General features: G+C 63.0%; 24 protein-coding genes and 1 riboswitch. Of the genes, 9 read left to right on the forward strand and 15 right to left on the reverse strand.

All coding sequences use genetic code 11. The annotated features are described in order from the left end of the window. Positions 1-81: 81 nt before the first annotated feature. A complete protein-coding gene (locus C0058_RS12775; protein WP_008431436.1) occupies positions 82-759 on the forward strand; it encodes a type 1 glutamine amidotransferase domain-containing protein in 678 nt (225 codons plus the stop codon). A gap of 98 nt (positions 760-857) precedes the next feature. Then, complete coding sequence (locus tag C0058_RS12780; RefSeq protein WP_102368728.1) at positions 858-1982, forward strand: alkene reductase; 1125 nt, start codon at positions 858-860, stop codon at positions 1980-1982. Between the two features lie 7 nt (positions 1983-1989). Here the strand turns inward: C0058_RS12780 and C0058_RS12785 are convergent, their stop codons facing one another. Together C0058_RS12785 and C0058_RS12790 are read right to left on the reverse strand one after the other, a co-directional pair. Beyond that, positions 1990-2595: a glutathione S-transferase gene (locus tag C0058_RS12785; RefSeq protein ID WP_102368729.1), complete on the reverse strand. Its 606-nt coding sequence runs from the start codon at positions 2593-2595 to the stop codon at positions 1990-1992. A 64-nt stretch (positions 2596-2659) separates the two neighbouring features. After that, positions 2660-3658: an NAD(P)H-quinone oxidoreductase gene (locus C0058_RS12790; protein ID WP_102368730.1), complete on the reverse strand. Its 999-nt coding sequence runs from the start codon at positions 3656-3658 to the stop codon at positions 2660-2662. 176 nt (positions 3659-3834) lie between these two features. Between C0058_RS12790 and C0058_RS12795 the strand changes: the two genes are divergently transcribed. Beyond that, positions 3835-4710 carry a LysR family transcriptional regulator gene (locus tag C0058_RS12795; protein WP_008431428.1) on the forward strand — a complete coding sequence of 292 codons (876 nt, stop codon included), beginning with the start codon at positions 3835-3837 and terminating at the stop codon, positions 4708-4710. 69 nt (positions 4711-4779) lie between these two features. Here C0058_RS12795 and C0058_RS12800 read toward each other — a convergent pair whose 3' ends face one another. Beyond that, on the reverse strand, positions 4780-5598 hold the full coding sequence (locus tag C0058_RS12800) for an alpha/beta fold hydrolase (RefSeq protein ID WP_003220116.1): 819 nt from the start codon (positions 5596-5598) through the stop codon (positions 4780-4782). Between the two features lie 142 nt (positions 5599-5740). On the opposite strand from C0058_RS12800, the gene C0058_RS12805 reads away from it, so the two are divergent. Continuing rightward, positions 5741-6808, forward strand: a complete 1068-nt coding sequence (locus tag C0058_RS12805) for an NAD(P)-dependent alcohol dehydrogenase (protein WP_003220118.1) — start codon at positions 5741-5743, stop codon at positions 6806-6808. Between the two features lie 159 nt (positions 6809-6967). Here C0058_RS12805 and mntP read toward each other — a convergent pair whose 3' ends face one another. From mntP to C0058_RS12855, 9 genes are all read right to left on the reverse strand, one after another. After that, entirely contained in the window at positions 6968-7531 is a 564-nt protein-coding gene (gene mntP / locus C0058_RS12815; protein ID WP_003220119.1) for a manganese efflux pump MntP, read from the reverse strand. Between the two features lie 10 nt (positions 7532-7541). Next, positions 7542-7708, reverse strand: a riboswitch (yybP-ykoY riboswitch). Positions 7709-7749: 41 nt separating this feature from the next. Beyond that, on the reverse strand, positions 7750-8700 hold the full coding sequence (locus C0058_RS12820; protein WP_003220120.1) for an oligopeptide/dipeptide ABC transporter ATP-binding protein: 951 nt from the start codon (positions 8698-8700) through the stop codon (positions 7750-7752). Further along, on the reverse strand, positions 8697-9692 hold the full coding sequence (locus C0058_RS12825; protein WP_032898749.1) for an ABC transporter ATP-binding protein: 996 nt from the start codon (positions 9690-9692) through the stop codon (positions 8697-8699). The genes C0058_RS12820 and C0058_RS12825 overlap by 4 nt, the downstream gene beginning before the upstream one ends. Continuing rightward, a complete protein-coding gene (gene ddpC, locus C0058_RS12830) occupies positions 9689-10570 on the reverse strand; it encodes a D,D-dipeptide ABC transporter permease (RefSeq protein ID WP_032868129.1) in 882 nt (293 codons plus the stop codon). Before ddpC ends, C0058_RS12825 begins: the two co-directional genes overlap by 4 nt. Positions 10571-10589: 19 nt before the next feature. After that, positions 10590-11606 carry an ABC transporter permease gene (locus tag C0058_RS12835; protein WP_008431420.1) on the reverse strand — a complete coding sequence of 339 codons (1017 nt, stop codon included), beginning with the start codon at positions 11604-11606 and terminating at the stop codon, positions 10590-10592. Between the two features lie 167 nt (positions 11607-11773). Continuing rightward, positions 11774-13324: an ABC transporter substrate-binding protein gene (locus C0058_RS12840; RefSeq protein WP_008431417.1), complete on the reverse strand. Its 1551-nt coding sequence runs from the start codon at positions 13322-13324 to the stop codon at positions 11774-11776. 118 nt (positions 13325-13442) lie between these two features. Beyond that, positions 13443-13985, reverse strand: a complete 543-nt coding sequence (ddpX, locus tag C0058_RS12845) for a D-alanyl-D-alanine dipeptidase (RefSeq protein ID WP_003220129.1) — start codon at positions 13983-13985, stop codon at positions 13443-13445. A 21-nt stretch (positions 13986-14006) separates the two neighbouring features. Next, positions 14007-14861, reverse strand: coding sequence for a MurR/RpiR family transcriptional regulator (locus C0058_RS12850; RefSeq protein ID WP_102370248.1), 855 nt, complete (start codon positions 14859-14861; stop codon positions 14007-14009). 136 nt (positions 14862-14997) lie between these two features. Next, positions 14998-15309: a hypothetical protein gene (locus tag C0058_RS12855; RefSeq protein WP_102368732.1), complete on the reverse strand. Its 312-nt coding sequence runs from the start codon at positions 15307-15309 to the stop codon at positions 14998-15000. 162 nt (positions 15310-15471) lie between these two features. On the opposite strand from C0058_RS12855, the gene C0058_RS12860 reads away from it, so the two are divergent. The 3 genes from C0058_RS12860 to C0058_RS12870 are packed head-to-tail and all read left to right on the forward strand — an operon-like array spanning position 15472 to position 17653. Then, positions 15472-16146: a secretin and TonB N-terminal domain-containing protein gene (locus C0058_RS12860; RefSeq protein ID WP_087694899.1), complete on the forward strand. Its 675-nt coding sequence runs from the start codon at positions 15472-15474 to the stop codon at positions 16144-16146. Beyond that, positions 16143-16688 carry an RNA polymerase sigma factor gene (locus C0058_RS12865; RefSeq protein WP_008431413.1) on the forward strand — a complete coding sequence of 182 codons (546 nt, stop codon included), beginning with the start codon at positions 16143-16145 and terminating at the stop codon, positions 16686-16688. The genes C0058_RS12860 and C0058_RS12865 overlap by 4 nt, the downstream gene beginning before the upstream one ends. Positions 16689-16726: 38 nt before the next feature. Beyond that, positions 16727-17653, forward strand: a complete 927-nt coding sequence (locus C0058_RS12870; protein ID WP_008431412.1) for a DUF4880 domain-containing protein — start codon at positions 16727-16729, stop codon at positions 17651-17653. A 346-nt stretch (positions 17654-17999) separates the two neighbouring features. On the opposite strand, the gene C0058_RS12880 is transcribed toward C0058_RS12870, so the two are convergent. Both C0058_RS12880 and gspH read right to left on the reverse strand, forming a co-directional pair. Then, a complete protein-coding gene (locus C0058_RS12880) occupies positions 18000-18596 on the reverse strand; it encodes a type II secretion system protein GspJ (RefSeq protein ID WP_087695372.1) in 597 nt (198 codons plus the stop codon). After that, on the reverse strand, positions 18589-19041 hold the full coding sequence (gspH, locus tag C0058_RS12885; protein WP_102368734.1) for a type II secretion system minor pseudopilin GspH: 453 nt from the start codon (positions 19039-19041) through the stop codon (positions 18589-18591). The genes C0058_RS12880 and gspH overlap by 8 nt, the downstream gene beginning before the upstream one ends. Before the next feature lie 85 nt (positions 19042-19126). Between gspH and C0058_RS12890 the strand changes: the two genes are divergently transcribed. Next, entirely contained in the window at positions 19127-19558 is a 432-nt protein-coding gene (locus tag C0058_RS12890) for a type II secretion system protein N (RefSeq protein WP_102368735.1), read from the forward strand. Here the strand turns inward: C0058_RS12890 and gspI are convergent. Then, positions 19545-19943: a type II secretion system minor pseudopilin GspI gene (gspI, locus tag C0058_RS12895; RefSeq protein ID WP_008431408.1), complete on the reverse strand. Its 399-nt coding sequence runs from the start codon at positions 19941-19943 to the stop codon at positions 19545-19547. The two genes, C0058_RS12890 and gspI, sit on opposite strands and share 14 nt — an antisense overlap. A 148-nt stretch (positions 19944-20091) precedes the next feature. Between gspI and gspG the strand changes: the two genes are divergently transcribed. Next, positions 20092-20529 (forward strand): type II secretion system major pseudopilin GspG, encoded by a 438-nt coding sequence (gene gspG / locus C0058_RS12900; protein ID WP_003218660.1) that lies wholly within the window; start codon positions 20092-20094, stop codon positions 20527-20529. Positions 20530-20533 lie beyond the last annotated feature (4 nt).

The following is a 20533-nucleotide window of genomic DNA, read 5'->3' on the forward strand; positions in this document are numbered from 1 at the left end:
GCGGACATGACATTGTGCGGTTTTGGCCCGGCTCCTAAGCTTGATTCCATTCCAACCCACATCACCCCGAGGCACTGGCACATGAAAGTATTGATGGTTTTGACTTCTCACGACCAGCTTGGCAACACCGGCCGCAAGACCGGGTTCTGGCTCGAAGAATTTGCTGCTCCCTACTACGCGTTCAAGGACGCCGGGGCCGACGTGACCCTGGCTTCGCCGGCCGGTGGGCAGCCGCCCCTGGACCCGGTCAGCGACCTGCCGGATTCGCAAACCGACCAGACCCGCCGCTTCGCCAGCGACCCGGCGGCGCAACAGGCCCTGGCCACCACCGTGAAGCTGGAGTCGGTCAACGCCGGCGACTTCGACACCGTGTTCTACCCAGGCGGCCACGGCCCGCTGTGGGACCTGGCAGAGTCGAAAACCTCCATCGCCCTGATCGAAGCCTTCGAGCGTGCGGGCAAGCCGATTGGCTTTGTGTGCCACGCCCCGGGCGCCTTGCGGCACGTCAAGGCAGTCAACGGCGAGCCGCTGGTCAAGGGCCGACGCGTCACCGGCTTCTCCAACTCCGAAGAAGCGGCGGTTGGCCTGACCGACGTGGTGCCTTTCCTGATCGAGGATGATTTCAAGGCGCTGGGCGGCACGTATGAGAAGGGTGCCGATTGGCAGTCCTTTGTGATTGAAGATGGCCTGCTGGTCACCGGGCAGAATCCTGCCAGTTCCAGTGACGTTGCCAAAGCGCTGTTGAAGCTGACCGCGTAACCCGCTGAATCCCCCCCAAAAGTACGTTGTTGGCGGCTCCCCTGAGCGGGAGCCGGCAGCTTCTGCTTGTCTGAAATTTGAATCCGGAACTTTCCCCCATGAGCAACAGCGCTTTAGGTACCCCGATCACACTGGGGCACCACACCCTGAAAAACCGCATCGTCCTGCCGCCGCTTACCCGCCAGCGAAGTGCCCAGCCCGGTGATATCGCCACGGACTTGATGGCGCTTTATTACCGCCAGCGCGCCACCGCCGGCTTCATGGTCAGCGAGGGCACGCAGATCGAGCCTCGCGGCCAGGGCTATGCCTGGACCCCGGGCATCTACACACCGGAGCAGATTGACGGCTGGCGTACCGTGACCGATGCCGTGCATGCCGAAGGCGGCGTGATCTTCGCCCAGCTTTGGCATGTGGGTCGCGTGTCCCATCACGAACTGCAGCCCGACGGCGCAGCACCCGTCGCGCCGTCGGCGATCCAGCCGCAGCAAGCCAAGGCATTCGTTGCAACCGGGCCCGGCACCGGTAAGTTGGTGCAGCCACCCGAGCCGCGCGCCCTGGCTACCGCCGAGGTCAAGGAGTTGGTGGGGCTTTACGCCCAGGCTGCAAAAAATGCATTGGCCGCAGGCTTCGATGGCGTGGAAATTCATTCGGCCAACGGCTACCTGGTCAACCAGTTCATCTCGGCGCATTCCAACCAGCGCGACGATGAATACGGTGGCTCACTGCACAATCGCCTGCGGTTCCTGCGGGAAATCGTCGAGGCGGTGGCCGAAGTAGTCGGCCCGCAGCGCCTGGGTGTGCGCTTTGCGCCGTTGTTCAGCGGCACTGACCAGGACCGGGTCTACATCGGCCTCGTCGAGGAAGACCCGCATCACACCTACATCGAGGCGATCAAGGTGCTTGAGGCGGCCGGCATCGCCTACGTGTCGATTGCCGAGGCCGACTGGGACAATGCCCCCGAGTTGCCCGAGTCGTTCCGCCAGGCGGTGCGTGACACCTTCAGCGGTCGGATCATCTACGCCGGCCGCTACACCGCAGAGCGCGGCGTGCGGCTGGTAGAGGCGGGGCTGGCAGACCTGATCGCGTTTGGCCGGCCGTACATTGCCAATCCCGACTTGCCCCAACGCCTGCTCAACGGTTGGCCGCTGAACCCGTTGAACGCGGACGGCCTGTATGGCGGCACCGAGGTGGGCTTCACCGATTACCCGGTGTATGCCGGGTAGGCACGGGCTACTCGATCGGGTATTTGCCGAATGCCGGGTGCTGCTCGGCGAGGGCCGCGTGGCGTTGCAAGTGGGGAAACGCATCGGCCTTCACGACGTCGGCTATCTTCAGCTGGGTGAAGGACCAGGCGACCGCCACCGTCAGGCTCACCTGGGTCAGCGGCAAGTCGCTGTCGCGCTCGGCCACCCGCGCCTCCAATAACGCATAGGCCGCCAGCAGTTGTCCGGTCACGCGGTCGATCCACGGCTGATGCAGTTTTTCGGCGGGCCGCAGGTGATGTTCGTAGACGATCTGCACGGTCTTTTCGCACGCTGCCAGCGCCAGGCCGATCACTTGCAGATCCCTGGCAAGCGCTGGGGCTGACGGGGGCAGCAATCGGCTGCCGGCCGGCGCCAGGGCTTCCAGGTACTCGAGGATCAAGCCGGAATCCATCAGGACCGTGCCGTCGTCGAGCACCAGCGTCGGTGCCTTGACTACCGGGTTGATCCCGGAAAACTCATCGAAGGTGCTGAACACCGACAGTGCCTGGTGTTCGAACGCGACGCCGTACAGTTCCAGGGAAATGGCCACGCGGCGCACGTAGGGCGAGTCCAGCATGCCGACCAGTTTCATGAAGCCTCCATTAACCGCAGTGTTTTGTTCTGATGACGTTATAAACCGTTTTTCCGCATGTTTATCAATCCACCCGCAACACAATCTTGCCGATATGGTCGCCACCTTCCATGCGCGCATGGGCCTTCGCGGCGTCGGTATAGGCATACACCTCATCGATCATCGGCAGGCAACGCCCGGCCGACAGCACCGGCCACACGTGTTCGCGCAGTTGTGCGGCAATCGCGGCTTTTTCTTCCCGGGTGCGTGAGCGCAACAACGAGCCGGTAACGATCGCGCGTTTGCCGAGGATCGCCAGCAGGTCGATGTCCTTGGCGCGTGCGCCGCCGAGGAAGCCCAGCATCACCAGGCGACCTTCCATGGCCAGGGCGCTGATGTTGTCGTTCAGGTAGGAGCCACCCATGATGTCGAGGACCACATTGACACCCTTGCCCGCGGTCTTGTCAGCGATGACCTCGGCGAAATTCTGTTCCCGGTAGTTGATCGGCTCGGCTCCCAGCTCGCGGATGGCGGCGCATTTTTCCACGCTGCCGGCGGTGGCGAACGCTTCGATACCGAACTCGCGGCAGAGCATCAGCGCGGTGGTGCCGATGCCGCTGGTGCCGCCATGGATCAACACGCGCTGGCCTTTATGCGCACCGCCGATGCCGAACAGGTTCGCCCATACGGTGAAGAAGGTTTCCGGGATCGCTGCCGCCTGAATCCAGTCCAGGCCATCGGGAACCAGCAAGGTCTGGCTGGCGGGCACTGCGCAGTACTGCGCATAACCGCCGCCATTGGTCAGGGCGCACACCTTGTCGCCCAGCGCGTACTCGCTGACGCCTTCGCCCAGCGCGACCACCACACCGGCCACTTCCAGCCCGGGAATCGGGCTCATGCCGGGTTTCATCGGATATGTGCCGGCGCGTTGCAGGGCGTCCGGGCGATTGACGCCGGCGGCGTGCACGCGGATCAGCACTTCGCCGGGGCCGGCGACAGGTACCGGCTCCTGGCGTGGCTGCAGGACTTCGGGGCCGCCGGGGCTGGTGATTTCGATCAGGGTCATTTCGTGGGGCAGATTCATTTGAGCGCACCTGTAGCAATGAACGTGTGGGTTGGGACCGCGCCCGTCACCGAGCGGTTCAGCCTGCTGGCGATCCTGGGTATTTTCTCTGGTGCCCAGCATAGCCGTGATGAGTGATGCAATAATGCTGCGATTACACGTCACGCTGATGCAAAAACGCATTGAAGGGGAAAGCCATGAATTGGGACGATGCGCGGGTGTTCCTCGCGGTGTGCCGCGAGTCCACACTACGCGGAGCCGCGCGGGTGCTGGGGGTGGATCAGGCCACCGTGGGGCGACGGGTCAATGCCCTGGAAAAGTCCTTGAACGCAACGTTGTTCCTGCGCACCTCCGAGGGCTATGCGCTGACCGCCGTGGGTGAGGCCGCGTTGCAATCGGTGGAGAACATGGAGCGCTCGGCCCTTGACCTGGAGCGTCAGGTCCTGGGCCTGGACGACCGCCTGACCGGCACCGTACGGGTGACCACCACCGATTCCCTGGCCATCGACTTCCTGATCCCGGCCATTGCCCGGCTGCACGATGCGCACCCTGACGTGCGCGTGCAGATGGACGCTTCGACCCAGTTGCTTAACCTGGCCAAACGCGAAGCCGATATCGCGGTGCGCAATACCCGCCCGGACAACCCCGACCTGATCGCCCGGCGCATCGCCCGCTGGCCGGTGGGGCTGTTTGCCTCGCAGGCGTATATCGATCGGCACGGCGCACCCGAACCGGGCAGCCTGTTCGAAGGACACGACCTGGTGGTGTACCAGCCGCACCTGCAAAGCCAGAAGGACCTGACCCTGGTCAGCGAGCCGCTGGGACGCGGGCGTATTGTTGCGGCCTTGAGTTCAAGCCTGTTGGTTCGCCGCTCCATCGCCGCAGGGATCGGTATCGGTGAGGTTCCGATAGTTTCCGGCGAACGCGACGGCCTGGTGCGGCTGTGGCCGGACCGTACGCGGCCGTTGCCCTACGATGTGTGGCTGGTGACCCATGCCGACCTGCGGCACACCGCCCGGGTGCGGGTGGTGATCGACGAGATCGTCGCGGGGTTTGCCGGCACCGGGGAATAGTACGACTGCCTGAAAAGGCCGGGTGTCAGCCCGGCCAGAAATAAGCCGTCGCAGGAGAACGCAATCGGCTCAGCGTTGCAGGAAGGCCAGCAGATCTTCGTTCAAGGCTTGCTGGTGGGTCACCGCAAAACCATGGGGGGCATCCTTGTACACCTTCAACTGCGCGCCTTTGATCATCTGCGCGGCGACCTTGCCGGTAGTTTCGAACGGCACGATCTGGTCGCCATCACCGTGGATAACCAGGGTCGGCACGTCGATCCTGGCCATGTCCGGGCGGAAGTCGGTTTCCGAGAACGCGGTGACGCAATCCACCGTCGCCTTGAGCGAGGCGAGCAGGGCGATGTTCAGTGTTTGAGTCAATACACCGCTGGAGACCTGTTGGCCCTTGTTGATGCCATAGAACGGCGTATTGAAGTCTGCCAGGAACTGCGCGCGATCCTTCAGCAACGCGGCCTTGAACCCGTCAAACGCTGCCATCTCGACACCTTGCGGGTAATCCGGCTTTTGCCCGAACAGCGGCGTCACCGCCCCCAGCAACACCAGCCCGGCCACGCGCGCGCTGCCATGGCGGGCGATATAGCGGCTGACATCGCCGCCGCCCATGGAGAAGCCCACCAGGGTCACGTCCTGCAGATCCAGATGGTTGATCAACTGGGCGATATCGTCGGCAAAGGTGTCGTAGTCGTTACCGGTCCAGGGCTGGTCCGAGCGGCCAAAACCACGGCGGTCGAACGCGATGGTGCGGTAGCCGCGGCTGCTCAGGTACTCCATCTGGTATTCCCACATATCGGCATCCAGCGGCCAGCCGTGGCTGAACAGCACCGGTTTGCCGGTGCCCCAGTCCTTGTAGTAGAGCTCGGTACCGTCTTGTGTGCGTAGGGTGCTCATGGCAAAACTCCTTGGGTGAGAGGGCAGCCAATACTATAGGCGCAGAATCGGACGAGGGACTTGTATGCCTGTGCTCGGTTGAACGGTTCAGCGTCTATGCTGGTCAACTGACTTCTACCGTCTGAACAAACAGGTGAACGAAATGGCCAAGACTTACAGCTACGCCGCTCGTGACTCCAAGGATTCCCTCAAACCCTTCACGTTCGAACGTCGCGCCCCCGGGGCCGATGATGTGCAGATCGACATCCTCTATTGCGGCGTCTGCCACTCGGACCTGCACACCGTACGCAACGAATGGAAAAACACCCTGTACCCGTCGGTACCGGGCCATGAAATCGTTGGCCGAGTGACCGCCGTGGGCGCCAATGTCAGCAAGTTCAAGGTGGGCGATTTGGCCGGTGTCGGCTGCATGGTCGACAGCTGCCAGCACTGCGAATCCTGCGCCGAGGGCGAGGAGCAGTATTGCGAAAACGGCTTCACCGGCACCTACAACGGCCCGGCTTTTGGCGGCGAAAACACCTTCGGCGGCTACTCGGACAATATCGTGGTCAAGGAGAAGTTCGTCCTGCGGATCTCCCACGACGAGAGCAACCTGGCGGCGGTCGCGCCGCTGCTGTGTGCAGGCATCACCACCTACTCACCGCTGCACCACTGGAACGTCGGGCCGGGCAAGCGCGTCGGCGTTGTCGGCCTCGGTGGCCTGGGCCATATGGCGGTGAAAATCGCTCATGCCATGGGCGCCTACGTGGTGCTGTTCACCACCTCGCCGAACAAGCGCGAAGACGGCCTGCGCCTGGGGGCCGATGAAGTGGTGGTGTCGAAGAACGCGGACGAAATGGCCAAGGTTGCCAACTCCCTGGACTTCATCCTCAACACCGTGGCCGCGTCCCACAATCTTGACGCCTTCCTCAACCTGCTCAAGCGCGACGGCACCATGACCCTGGTGGGCGCCCCGGATAGCCCGCACCCGTCACCGACCGTGTTCAACCTGATCTTCAAGCGTCGCAGCCTGGCCGGGTCGTTGATCGGTGGCATCCAGGAAACCCAGGACATGCTGGATTTCTGCGCCAGGCACGGGATTGTCTCGGACATCGAGATGATCGACATCCAGGGCATCAATGACGCCTACGAGCGCATGCTCAAGGGCGATGTGAAGTATCGGTTCGTGATCGACATCGAGAGCCTGAAGAAAGAAAAACACGCGGCCTGATTGATCGCCGCCGATCCCTGTAGGAGCGGGCTCGTGTGGGAGCGGGCTTGCTCGCGAAGGCGGTGTGTCAGTCGCTCAATAGGCTGGCTGAACCACCGCTTTCGCGAGCAAGCCCGCTCCCACCCAAGCCCGCTCCCACATTTTGATCTTCGCCGGTTTCTAGGCCGACAGGTGCTCATACAAAATCGTCGCACCCACCAGCATCAACACCACGCCGCCAACCATCTCGGCGCGCTTGCCGACCACAGTCCCCAACACCCGGCCAAGCATCATGCCGATGGTTACCATGGTCATCGTCGCCAAGCCGATCGCCGCAGCGGCCACCAGGATATTCACGTCGACAAACGCCAGGCCTACGCCCACCGCCAGGGCATCAATGCTGGTGGCAAACGCGGTCACGGCAAGAATCATGAACGAGTGCTGGCTCGGTTTCTCTTCCTCTGGATCATCGGCCTTCAAGCCGTTGTAGATCATGTGCAGGCCCAGGGCTACCAGCAGGGTAAAGGCGATCCAGTGGTCCCACTGTTCCACCCAGCGAGTGGCGGCCTGGCCGATGGCCCAGCCGATAATCGGCGTGATCGCTTCGATCACACCAAAGATCAGGCCGGCCCGCAGGGCTTCGGTCAGGCGTGGTTTGTGCAGGCTGGAACCTTTGCCAATGGCCGCCGCAAAGGCGTCCGTGGACATGGCAAGGGCGAGAAGAATCAGGGAAATGGGGTTCACGGTAAGGCTTCCAGTCGGGCTGTATGAGTCAACGACACAACCACACGCCCGACTTCAGGCATGGATGTGTCGCTGGTCTCACCAACCAAAATGGTGTTCGCACCACGGCATGTTGCCGAGAATGTTGATACGAACGCTTCGAGAATCCGAAGCAGGCTACTCCCCAACGAGGTGGCGGATCATAGCCGCGCAATCATGAAAATTTCGTTAAGGACGCCTCACGGATGTTCCAGGTGACACCGCACCTGCTGACTCATCCCACCCGTCAACCGCTGCGGCCGCTCACAGCCTTGTGTACGCCTCGGGCAGCGGTCGAGAAAGAAACACCCCCCCGGCAACACCCGGTTCCCCGGCAGCTCTGTCGGTGCACTGACATACGCGTCGTCCAGCGCCACCCCCAGCTTGGGCACCGCCTCCAGCAACAGCTGGGTGTACGGATGCTTCGGCTGCTCCAGCACTTGCTCGGCACACCCCAGTTCCACGATCTGCCCCAGGTACATCACCGCCACCCGGTCGGCCATGTGCCGCACCACCGAAACGTTGTGGGAGATCAGGATGTAGGTCAGCCCCAGCCGCCGTTGCAGCTCGGCCAGCAGGTTGAGGATTTGCGCCTGCACCGAGATATCCAGGGCCGAGGTCGGCTCGTCCAGCACCAGGATGCTCGGGTTGGACGCCAGCGCGCGGGCGATGGCGATCCGTTGGCGCTGGCCACCGGAAAACTGGTGAGGGTAACGGTCCAGGTATTCGGCACGAATGCCTACCTGCGCGGCGACCTTGGCGGCGATGGTGCGCATTTCACTCTTGGGCGTGTCGCCAAGGGCGAACAGCGGCTCGGTAATGATTTTCCAGATGGGCAGGCGCGGGTCGAGGGACGATTGCGGGTCCTGGAATACGATCTGCACATGCCGGTGGCGTTCCCGGGCACTTTCGTAGACCCAGTCCACTTCACCGTCACTGGGCTTGACCAGGCCCATCAGCAACTGGGCGAGGGTGCTTTTACCACAGCCGGACTCGCCGACAATCCCCAGGGTTTCCCCACGGCGCACCTGCAAGTCGATGCCGTTGAGGGCGTGGGCATAACCGCGCGGGCGGCCCAGCCAGTCGGTTTTTACCGGGAACTTGACCCGTACATCCCGCAAAGCCAGCAGTGAATCTTGAGACACGGTCATTGCACCGACTCCCCGGCAGTCAGCCAGCACGCACTTTTGCGGGTGCCGGCAGGGTTGATCAGGTCCAGGCGCGGGCGCTCGATGCATTGGCTCATGGCCTGGGGGCAGCGTTCGCGAAAGGTGCAGCCTGAGGGCAGGGCGGCAAGGTTGGGCACCTGGCCGGGGATGGTCAGCAGGTCGTCGCCGGGTTTCACCTGTTCCGGCAAGCCGCTGAGTAACCCTTGGGTGTAGGGGTGGCGCGGGTCGCTCATCACCTGGGCGGTGGGGCCTTCTTCCACCACGGCGCCGGTGTACATCACATACACCCGGTCGCAGAACTGCGAGACCACAGCCATGTCGTGGGTGATCAGCAGGATCGCGGTGCCGCGTTCCCGGGCTTTTTCCCGCAGCAGCAACAGCACCTGGCGTTGCACGGTGACGTCGAGGGCAGTGGTGGGCTCGTCGGCGATCAGCAACTGAGGGTCGCAGGAAAATGCCAGGGCGATCATCACCCGCTGGCGCATGCCGCCGGAGAGTTCGAAGGGGTAGCTGTCGAGCACTTGCTCGGGGTCGGCGATGTGCATGTCCCGGAGCAGGGCGATGGCCTTGGCACGGGCGGCGGCCTTGCTCAGGCGCTGGTGGTGGATGATCACATCGAGCATCTGCCGGCCAATGCGCCGGGTCGGGTTCAGCGCGGTCATCGGCTCCTGGAAGATCATCGCCGCGTCACGCCCGCGAATCTGCAGCAGCTCCTTCTCGCTGGCACCGAGCATGTCGCGGCCGAGCATCTGCAAGCTGCCGGCGGTGATCCGGTAACTGCGTTCCGGCAGCAGGCGCAGGCTGAGCATCGCGGTCACGGACTTGCCGGAGCCGGATTCACCGACTACGCCGACGACTTCGCCGGGGTTGACGTGCAACGACACGCCGTTGAGTGCCTGGACGTTGTTGCGGTAAGCCGGGAATTCCAGGCTCAGGTTGTCGATGGCAAGCACTGCCGGACTGGACATGGTCATTTCCCCTGTTGCCGTGGGTCGAGCAGGTCACGAACACCGTCACCCAGCAGGTTGAAGCCGGTCGCGGTGACCAGGATCGCCAGCCCCGGAAAGGTCGAGTACCACCAGTTGTCGAGAATGAAATTGCGCCCGGTGGCAACCATCGCGCCCCATTCGGCGGTGGGCTGTTGTGCACCCAGGCCGATGAAACCCAGGGCCGAGGCCATCAGGATCGCGCTGCCGATGTCCAGGCTCAGTTGCACCAGCAACGGCGGCATCGCATTGCGGCCCACGTGCCACGACACGATGTGCCAGCGCCCGGCGCCGAAGGTCTGGGATGCCTTGACGTAGCCCATCTGCCGAATGCTCAGGGCCTGGCCCCGGGCCAGGCGCACGTAGAACGGGATGCGCACCACGGTGATTGCCAGCATCGCATTGAACAGGCTCGGGCCCAGTGCGGCGGCCAGGGCCATGATCAGCACCAGGGACGGCACCGACAGCATGATGTCCATCAGGCGCATGATCAGGCTGTCGAAACGCCCGCCGATGATCCCCGACAGGCAGCCCAGCAGCCCGCCCACCAGGCAGGACGAAAACGCCACGAACAGGCCCACGCCCACCGACTGGCGGCTGCCGTACAGCACCCGGCTGAACAGGTCGCGGCCGACTTCATCGGTGCCGAACCAATGTTCGGCGGAGGGCTCGGCCAGGCGTTGCGCCAGGTTCAGGGCATTGGGGTCATGGCTCGCCAACCAGGGGGCGAAGGCCATGCAGATCAGCACGATCAAGGTGATGGTCAGGCCGGCGATGGTCAGCGGGCTGCGGCGTATTTGATAGCCCAGGTACTCCATTCGCGCACGCCAGGTGGGGCGCTGTTCCAGGGGCACCGGTACGGGCATGGTCAGGGGAGCGGTCATTTCAATTCACCTCGCCGATGCGCGGGTCGACCACCCGGTAGAGCAGGTCGATCAGCATGTTCAGCAGTACATAAATAAACGACACCAGGATCGCGAAGCCCATCACCGCCGGGAAATCCAGGGACTGGATCGACTTCACCACATAGGCACCCATGCCCGGCCAGGCGAACACGGTTTCGGTCAGCACCGCGCCGTACAGCAGGTCGCCGAGGGTCAGGCCGAGCACGGTGATCGACGGGATCAGCGCGTTGGGCAAGGCGTGGCGCAGGATCACCGCCCAGCGCGACAGGCCGTAGGCGCGGGCGGTACGGATGTAGTCCTCGCCCAACTGGTCGAGCATCGCCGAACGAATCTGCCGGGCGACCACGCCGAGGTTGACGAAACCCAGGGTGACGGCGGGCAGGATCAGGTGTTCCAGGGCATTCAGGAACAGCGGGATATCGCCGGCCAGCAGCGAGTCGATCAGGTAGAACCCGGTGATGGTGCGCGGTGGTTCGAGGCCTTCATCCAGCCGCCCGCTGCCGGGCAGCCAGCCGAGCTGGCCGTAGAACAACACGATCAGGCCCAGGCCGAGCCAGAAGGCCGGCGTGGAAATGCCGGTAACCGCCAGCGTTCGGGCGATCTGGTCGATGGCGCGGTTGTGATACACCGCTGACAGCACCCCCAGCGGTACGCCCACCAGTACCGAGAGCAGCAGGGCGGCGACCGCCAGTTCGAGGGTCGCGGGGAAGAACGCTTTCAGGTCTTCCAGCACCGGGCGGCTGGTGCGGATCGAGGTGCCGAGGTCGCCGTGCAGCAGGTCGCTCATGTAGCGGCCGTATTGCTGGTACAGCGGCAGGTCGAGGCCCAGTTGATGGCGGATGTTCTCGACAATGGCGTCGCTGGCCCGGTCGCCGGCAATCAGGCGCGCCGGGTCTCCCGGGATCAGGTGGGAGATGCAAAAGGTAATCAGCGAAACGCCGACGACGACCAAAATCAGGCCGAACAGGCGTTTGCGCAACATATTCAGGAAGGCCATGAGGGCTCCTCGGTAACGCGAGACATTTGGATCAGGAATACAGCCTGGAAAACACAGCAGGTCCAGTGTGGGAGCGGGCTTGCTCGCGAATACGGTGGGTCAGTCATACATCGGGTAACTGATACACCGCTTTCGCGAGCAAGCCCGCTCCCACATTTGATCGCGTGTTACTTACTGATCTCAGCCACGTTGAACACCTGCTCCAGCATCGGATGGAACACATAACCCTTCACCGAATCACGCATCGGCAGGGTGTAGTTCTTCTGATAGAGGTAGGCGTACACGCTGTCCTTGAGCACGATCTTCTGGGCTTCCTGATAAAGCTCGGTGCGCTTGGCCGTGTCGTTGTTGGCCGCCGCATCACGAATCAGCTTGTCCACCACCGGGTTGCTGTAGAACGAACGGTTGCCCGGCAGGCCTTGCAGGGAGGAGTCGAACCAGAAGTTCATGTACATGTAGGGGTCGGAGAAGTCCGGTGCCCACGAGCCGATGGACACGTCGAAGTCACCCTTGCCCAGGCGCTCGCGCATGGTGGCGTTGGCCAGTTTTTCCATCTTCAGGTTGATCCCCAGCGGCGCCAGGCTGGCTTGCAGGGTCAGGCCGATGGATTCCCAGTCCGGGTCCTTGTCGGAGTACATGTAATTCAGGTTGGTGATTTTTTCCGGGAGTTTCTTCAGGTTCGCGCCCGCGCTGTCCAGGTCCTGTTTCATCAAGGGCAGGCTCGGGTCATTGGCCCACATGCCGGCAGGAATCGGCCCGTTCATCAACTTGGCCTGGCCCTTGAGGATGCCGTCGACAATGCCTTTGTAGTCCACCGCATCAACGATTGCCTGGCGCGCATTCTGGTTGTTCAGCGGGGCTTTCTGGTTGTTCAGGTACAGGTAGGTCACCCGCAGCGACGGGAACTCCTTGATCACCACGTCTTTCTTTTTGGCCAGGTTGGTGAGCTGGTCCTGGGGCATGTCTTCGGCGATGTCCAGGTCACCGCGTTCCAGTTGCAGGCGGCGTACCGAGGCTTCGCTGATGATCTTGATCACCACCTTGTTCAGCGCGGGCTTGGTGCCGGCGTAGTAGGTGTTGGGTTCCAGGGTCAGGCTCTGGCCTTTCTGCCAGTTGCTCAGGCGAAAGGCGCCGGAGCCGGCGGTGTGGGTGGAGAGGTAGGCGTTGACGTCGCCCTGTTTCACCACGTCCGGGTTGATGATGCCGGCGCCGTTGTGGGCGAGGGTGTAAAGGAAGGGCGCGTAGGGCTTGGCCAGGGTGAAGCGCACGGTGAGCGGGTCGACCACGGTGACTTTCATGTCATCCGGGAACGCGCCCGACGGGCCTTGCTTGAGCTGCATCACGCGGTCGAAGGAGAACTTCACCGCATTGGCGTCGACCTCGGCGCCATCATCGAACTTGTTGCCGGGCTTGAGTTTGAAGTCCCACACCAGGCCGTCGGCCGAGGTGGTCCAGCTGTCGGCCAGGTCGCCCTTGACCTCGGTGCTGCCCTTGCCGTTTTCGACTTTGTAGGCCACCAGCTTCTGGTACGCCGGGTACGTCACCGCCCAATCATTGTTGTCGATGGTCACGGCCGGGTCGAGGGTTTGCGGGTCGGCGGCCTTGCCGATCATCAGGGTGTCTTTGGGGGCGGCGGCACTTGCCGATTGCCACGCGCCCAGGCTCAGGGCGGCGCACAGCAGGGAGAGTGCGAGGGTCTTGCGGTTGCTTGGGGTCATGCCGGTTTCCTTGATTATTTAGAGGAAAAAGCGGGTTGGTTTATTTTTATGAAATCTATAACCGGGCAGTTGGAGCTAAAGGGTGCTGCTAATTATTGTGATGGTACGGTCCTTGGGATCAGTATGACTCCTCAATTAGTGGGAAAAGTTCGGCATCCGGCAATTCGTAATGCCACCACTCGGTGGCAATCGCCTTGAAGCCGGCGCCAAGCATGATGCCCAACAACAGCAGGCGGTTGCGCTGCACCTGCGGCGGCAGGTCGGGGTAGAACTGGTGGGACTTGGGCTCCATGGCATCAAACGCCGTGCCCATGTCCAGGGGGGTGCCGTGTTCATCAATCAGTGTCAGGTCGACGGCCACACCGCGGGTGTGGTGCGAGCCCAGGCGTGGGTCGCGCACGTAGTCCGGGTTGGGCAGGGCCTGCCACAACAGTTGCTGGGCGTAGGCAGGGCGATAGGCGTCGTAGATCAGCAGGGTCATGCCGGCCTGGCGTGCCAACAGGCTCGCCTTGCGCAGGCAGGCCGCCGCTTCGGTGTGCAGCAGGCAGCGGGTGTTGCGGTAGATCACGGTGCCTGCGAGGTTGTCGGCACTGGCGTAGATCAGGTCGACCTGTACCGGGTATTCCGGTGGGGCGATTTCTACCAATGGGCTGGTTTTCACTCAAAGATTTCCTTTCCAGGGTCAGGATTCGAACTGGCCGAAGGCCTGTTGCAGGGCGCGGTTTTTTGCCAGGCGTGTATCCAGTCGCTCGCCGTAGCGGTCAGCGACGGCAGACACCATCAGGTTGAACAGGCACGTCAGGGGCGCCATGGAGTCCCAGAACTGGCCGACATCGGTTTTCAGTTGCAGCAGGTCCAGGTCGTAGTCCCGGGCCCAGGGGCATTGCAAGTCAGTGATCAGCGCCAAGGGTAGACCCTGGGCGTTCGCGGTCTCGCAGAACGTGGGCGTGATGCTGGAATAGGCGCGGAAGTCCGCTGTGATGGCGTAGGGTTTTTCAAAGCCGGAGTTCAGGGTCTCGGCGTAGATCCCCGACAGGCCATCGACGTAATAGACCTTGGGACGGATGTATTCCAGGTGGCTGTGGAACGCATTGAGGATGCCCCGGGTGGACTGGATGCCGAGGATGAACACGGCGTCGGCGTCCACGATGTGCTGCACGATATCGGCGAAACCCTGGCTGCGGGCCAGGCCGTATACATGCTGAATGGCTTCGATCTCGCGGTTGAGGGAACGGTCGAGGGCGTCTTCCTGATCGTTCTCCTGGCGAAACGCACCCAGGCGGTCGGTGATCAGCCAGGAGGCTTGCGGGTCGCCGCGCAGGCCTTGCTTGACGTCATCGAGGTTGCGATAACCCAGGGTTCGCAAGAAACGCCCCACTGAAATCCCGGTGGTGCCGGCTTGCTGGGCGATGCTGTCGGCGGTTTCGAACGGCAGCTGTTGCAGGTTGCCCAGCAGGTAGGTCGCGATGCGCTTGCCGGTGGGCGTCAGCGTCGGGAACTGCTGTTCCAGCGTGCGCTGGAAGCTGTTTTTATCCATGACGTTTTCGCGCAGGCCGGTCATTGATGTTACTCATGTTTCATGATTTTGATGTCTGTTAGAAACATAACATCGGCAATCGCGATAACACAATGGCTTTTTTTGCACTGGGCGGGCAGGGGGGGACAAGCGGCGATCAAGGCCGCTGGGGTTTCACCGAAGTACCGAACGTATTGCCCATGCGCACACTGGTCGCTGCGGGCGTAGAGAGCCCGATCTGGTTCGGCTTGCGTTTGTCGATGGGCACCTGTTGCGCTTGCTGGTTCTTTTGCGTGGCCTTGGCGGCGTCCGGGTGGTTGCCCATCTGCTGGCTCAGGCAGCCATAGTCCGGCGCCTTGTACCCATCCACGTTGACCTCGATGCAGCCATTCGGCGTTCCTTCGGCGTGGGCCATCAGCGGCAGGGCAGCACACAGCAACAGGCTGGCGAGGGACGGGAACAGGTTCATCGGTGCCTCCTGGCGAGCCCTGGGAAATGGGCCGGTATGGCTCGAAAGTGTAGTGCAGCGGGCTGCCCGTCACCGTGATGTTTTTTTTGCTGGCACCGTAACATCAGGTTCATAAACTGGCCTCAGGATGACGGTTTTGTAGGCTATGTCGGACGTGTTGCGATGCTGAGCAGGGGGGCTTGGAGGCGCGCGGGCTGCTGCCTGGCTCTGCTGTTGGGGCTGGCGCAGACCGTGCGCGCCGAAGTGACCCTGGACCTGCCCGCGCAGAACCTGGATAGCGCCCTGCAGGCGTTCAGCCATGCCACCGGCATGGCGGTGCTGGTGGACCGCGAGTTGACCCGGGGCCGGCGCTCCATCGGCGTGCATGGCCGCTACAGTGCGCAGCAAGCCCTGGGCCTGCTGCTGACAGGGAGTGGCCTGATGGCGCGTTATGCCCGCAGCGATGCGTTCACCCTGCAAGTCCCCGAGGTCAGCCAGCCGGCCACGACGCGGGGGCTGAAGGCAGGGCATGCAGCACGGATCAACAACAGCTATGCCGCGGCCTTGCAGCAGGCGATCGAACGCAGTTTGTGCCGTTCGCCGCTGACCCGCCCCGGCAGTTTCCGGGCGCTGGTGCAGGTGTGGGTCAACGGTGACGGGGTGATCGAACACAGCCGCCTGGTCAGCTCCACCGGTGACCTGCAGCGTGACGAAGCGCTGGTACGCGGCCTGGGCGCTACCCGGGTCGAACGTCCGGCGCCCAGTTCGCTGCGCTTGCCGGTGACCTTACTTTTGATGCCCGATTCAACAGGAACACGCATGGAATGCACAGCAGGGGAAGGAGTTTCCGGGGCATGAAAGATACCGGCCACAGCATGATGGTCAGCCTGTTCCTGGCGTCCTACGAGGACTTCAAGGTACGCCTGCGCAAGCGCCTCGGGTCCGAGGACCTGGCCAACGACGTGCTGCACGAGACCTACCTGCGGGTCGACCGCATGGACATGCCGCCGAACTTGGCGCAACCCAATGCCTACCTGTATCGAATGGCGCTGAACATCGCCGCTGACCGACGCCAGGCGGATGCGCGACTGTTGACCGGCAGCGAAGTCGAAGAGCTGCTGCAGACCGTCGATGAAGCCCAGGACCCGTCGCGGGTGGTGGGTGGCCAGCGGGAAATCCAGTCTTTGCTCAAGGCCCTCTACGAACTGCCGGCGCGGCGGCGCCAGATCCTTATCGCTGCACGTCTGGAAGAGGCGCCACACCTGGAAATCTCCAGGCGTTTCGGGATTTCCACGCGCATGGTCGAAAAGGAAATCAAGGCGGGGCTGGGCCACTGTGCGCAGCGCCTTGAAAGAAAAGTGATCCAGCGGTTCGGTCCCGGGGCCGGAAAACCGTCTTAGTGATTGAGTCCCTGATAATCCGTTGAGTACCTGCGCGCTTGAACATTTTTAACCTCTCCGCTGCCCGTGCTGCGCCCGACAGCCCCCTGCACGATGAAGCGCGTGACTGGCTGGTGCTGCTGACGTCGGGCCGGGCCACCGTTGCTGATGCCAAGGCGTTGCGCCAGTGGTGCGCCCAGAGCCCGGAGCATGCCCGGGCGTTCGAGCAGGCCAAGGTGTTGTGGCAGCAATTGGCTCCCGCCGCCGAGCAGTTTTCCCGGCCGCGGCATTTTGGGCGGCGGGCGTTTTTGGGCGGGGCGATTGCGGCGTCGGCGGCGGTGTTGATGGTGCGGGTGACGGTGCCGGGTGGGTTTGCCGGGTTGACGGCGGATTACCGCACCGAGGTCGGGGAGCAGCGGCGGGTGGAGTTGGGTGATGGGGTTCGGCTGGAGCTCAATACGCAGACGCGGATCAGCCGGCGTGAGGGTGGGATTGAGTTGTTGGAGGGGGAGGTCGAGGTGCTGGCCGATGCTGCGATGCCGCTTCAGGTTCAGGCGGGTGGAGGGTGGTTGAGTGCGGCTCGGGCGCGGTTCAATGTGCGCAATACGGATCACAGTGTGTGTGTGACGTGTATTGATGGGGCGCTGTTGGTGGGTGTTGGGGGGCGTACGGTTCGGCTTGAGGGTGGGCGGCAGCTGACTTATGACGCCAGCGGTGTGGGTGAGCCGGTGGCGGTGGACGTGCAGGCTGTGGTGGCTTGGCGGGAGCAGGTGCTGGTGTTTGATAATGCGACGCTGGCGACGGTGGTGGATGAGATCAATCGCTATCGGCCGGGGATGTTGCTGCTGATGAATGCGCAGTTGGGCAAGCGGCGGGTGCAGGCGCGGTTTAGTCTGCATCAGTTGGCGGGGGTGGCGCTTTTGATTCGCGATGCGTATGGGGCCAAGTGTACGGAGTTGCCTGGCGGTGTTGTTTTGTTGAGTTAGATCGGTGTGCATATCCGTTATTGGGGTAACGACCAGAGCGAAAACAGATCTGCTTTTCTGTGGGAGCGGGCTTGCTCGCGAAAAACCTGAGAGCGCCGCGTTCATCCAGAATGCCCGCGTCATCGTTAACGACCTTCGCGAGCAAGCCCGCTCCCACATTTGGACCGTGCCCGCTTTAGCTTTTGATTTTGCTCTTCAACACTCAAGCCTAAGCGAGGAGCCGAGTGGTGGGGCAAGAGCGTTTTGCTTACTTTTGGCTGGGCCGGCATTCCGGCTTTTCGAAAGTGAGCGGAACCCATATCAGCCATAACAAAAATAACGGATATGTACACCACCCCAAAAAGCCCTACCGCAAGGGCCCCAAAACCTGCCGATACCGCTCCACCCCCTGGCCCGTCTCCCGCACCAGAACCACCTCGATCCCCAGCGGTTCCTCCTGCCGATTCCCACTCAACTGCCGCCACCCCTTGTCCCAAACCCGCACCTGCAAATCCCTGACCTGCCCAAGCACCGCCACCGCATCCCTGGGCGCCGGCAGCGGATACCGATCCCGCGCCGGTGCAGCTGCCCGGTACAGCGTGTCGCCCTTGAGCCACCACCGCACCCGCTGCAACCCATCCCCAGGAACCGGCGCACTCCGGATCACCTCCAGCCGAAACCCCTTGCTGTCCGAACTCCTCACCGACACCGCCGCCAACCCGCCAGGCTTCGGCGCGTCTTCGCCAATCGGCGGCCCCAACTCAACCCCCGCGCGCAAGCTCACATCCAGCTGCATCTGGTTCAGCGCCCGCAACAACACCTCAGTCTGCTCACTGCTGGCCTGCAAATGCTGATCAGCCCGGGTCACGCTGTCCAACCCGCGCCAGGCAATCACACTGACCACCGCCATCAACATGATCGCCACCATCACCTCGATCAGCGTAAAACCCTTCTGGTCACTCATGACTCACCACCCGCAACAACCCCGCCGCATCCCGTTGCAGGCTCAGGCTGTATTGCCCATCCGACAGCACCACCCGCATGGGCGGGTTCACCCATTCAGCATCCAGCACCAATGTTTTCCCAGGCTCGATGCGCACCTGCATCGACGCACTGTCCCAGGCCCGCGGACGCAGTTGCTGATCGCCGCTGAAGTTCTCCACTCCCAGCCCATCATCGGTCACGCGGCTGAAGCGAAATCCCTTGGCATCGGCTTTCCAGGTAATCGCCCGGCCATCGGCACGCGCCTCGGCCTGGGCCACCTGCAGCAACTGGCTCAAGCGTTCCGCGTCCTTGCGCAGCAGGTGCAGCGGATCAGGCTTGATGCTCAGGCTGATGGCCGCACTGGCGATGCCGATGATCACCAGCACCACCATCAACTCGATCAACGTGAAGCCCTGCTGTTTCATTTTTTGCTCCCTGATCAATCGCTGAAATAAAAAGGTGTGAATTGCCCTGTAGCCTGAGGCGACGGACAAACAGGAGGTCCCGCCCATGGCATTCATCCATCGTTTTTCACCCGCCCATGGCGTCCAGGCCTTGGCGTTGCTGGCGGCGCTGGCAGGGGTTGCGACCTGGACGCCGCCGTTGCTCACGTCGGCCGAGTCCCACACCCCGCAGGCCGCGCCCCAGGCGTTGGCGGCTCGCAGTGACAACCCCGCCGTGCAATGGTTTTCCAATACCCCGGCGGTGATGCAGATCAGGGTCTCCGGGGTGCTTGCCGGGGCGCGTGGGGCGGTGGCGATCCTCAGTCTCAACGACGGCCCGCCCCGCAGCTTTTTGTTGGGTGAACGCCTGAGCCCCGGCGTGCGGCTGACGGCCATTGAAGGCGATAGCGTGGAGATCGAGCGCGGCGCGGAAAAAATTCGCGTGCCCCTCGACAAGTTGCCCGACGGGCCGGCGTTGCCAAGCCTCATTCGGCAGTAACCGGGCGCTTCACCGGCGGGCGCCCCAGCAGTGTCTCCAGGCGTGCCAGGGGGGGCGCTTCACGGGTGGCGTCCAGCACCTGCACGCTGACCTGGAACAGGCGCCCATCCGGCCCGTTGCTGATGGTCTGTTCGCAACGCAGTTTCAGCCGGCCCTGGTCGCAGTCGAACGTCTTGCGCCCGGTGCTCACCCGACCTTCCAGGCGCAGTTCCGCCATCCGCCCCTGGGCTGCCAGCAGCGCCATCGACTTGTCCCGCAGCAGGCCGTTGCTGGTGGTCATCAGCCCGGCCACGCGTACCGCCGCCGCCATGGCCACGGCGATGATCGCCAGTGCCACCAACACTTCAATCAGGGTGAAACCTTGCTCGTTGCGGGGCCCGCCCATGGCGTACTCAAAACCGGGAAACAGGCCCGCAGACTAGCCCCGGGAGTTGACCGATTGGCGACCAAAGCTCCCGAGGATTTTCAACATGACTGACATGTGTTCTTGCAACACTGCGCCACGAAATGCACTCAAGCCAAGGAATGTCGACATGGATATCGCACACTTCACGTCAGCGCGCAGGCAGCGCGGTTTCACCCTGATCGAGATCATGGTGGTCGTGGTGATCCTGGGGATTCTGGCGGCGCTGGTGGTGCCCAAGGTGCTCGACCGCCCCGACCAGGCGCGGGCCACAGCGGCCCGGCAGGACATTGGTGGGCTGATGCAGGCCCTGAAACTCTACCGCCTCGACCACGGCTCGTATCCCAGCATGAACCAGGGCTTGAAGGTGCTGGTGGAACGCCCGGCCGATGCGAAAAACAGCAACTGGCGCGCCTACCTCGAACGCTTGCCCAACGACCCGTGGGGCAACCCGTATCACTACCTCAACCCAGGGGCCAACGGCGAAGTGGATGTGTTCTCCCTCGGCGCCGACGGGAAACCTGATGGTGACGGCGTGAACGCCGATATCGGCTCCTGGCAGTTGTAAGGCC

The organism is Pseudomonas sp. NC02, from assembly GCF_002874965.1.
Classification (GTDB): Bacteria; Pseudomonadota; Gammaproteobacteria; order Pseudomonadales; family Pseudomonadaceae; genus Aquipseudomonas.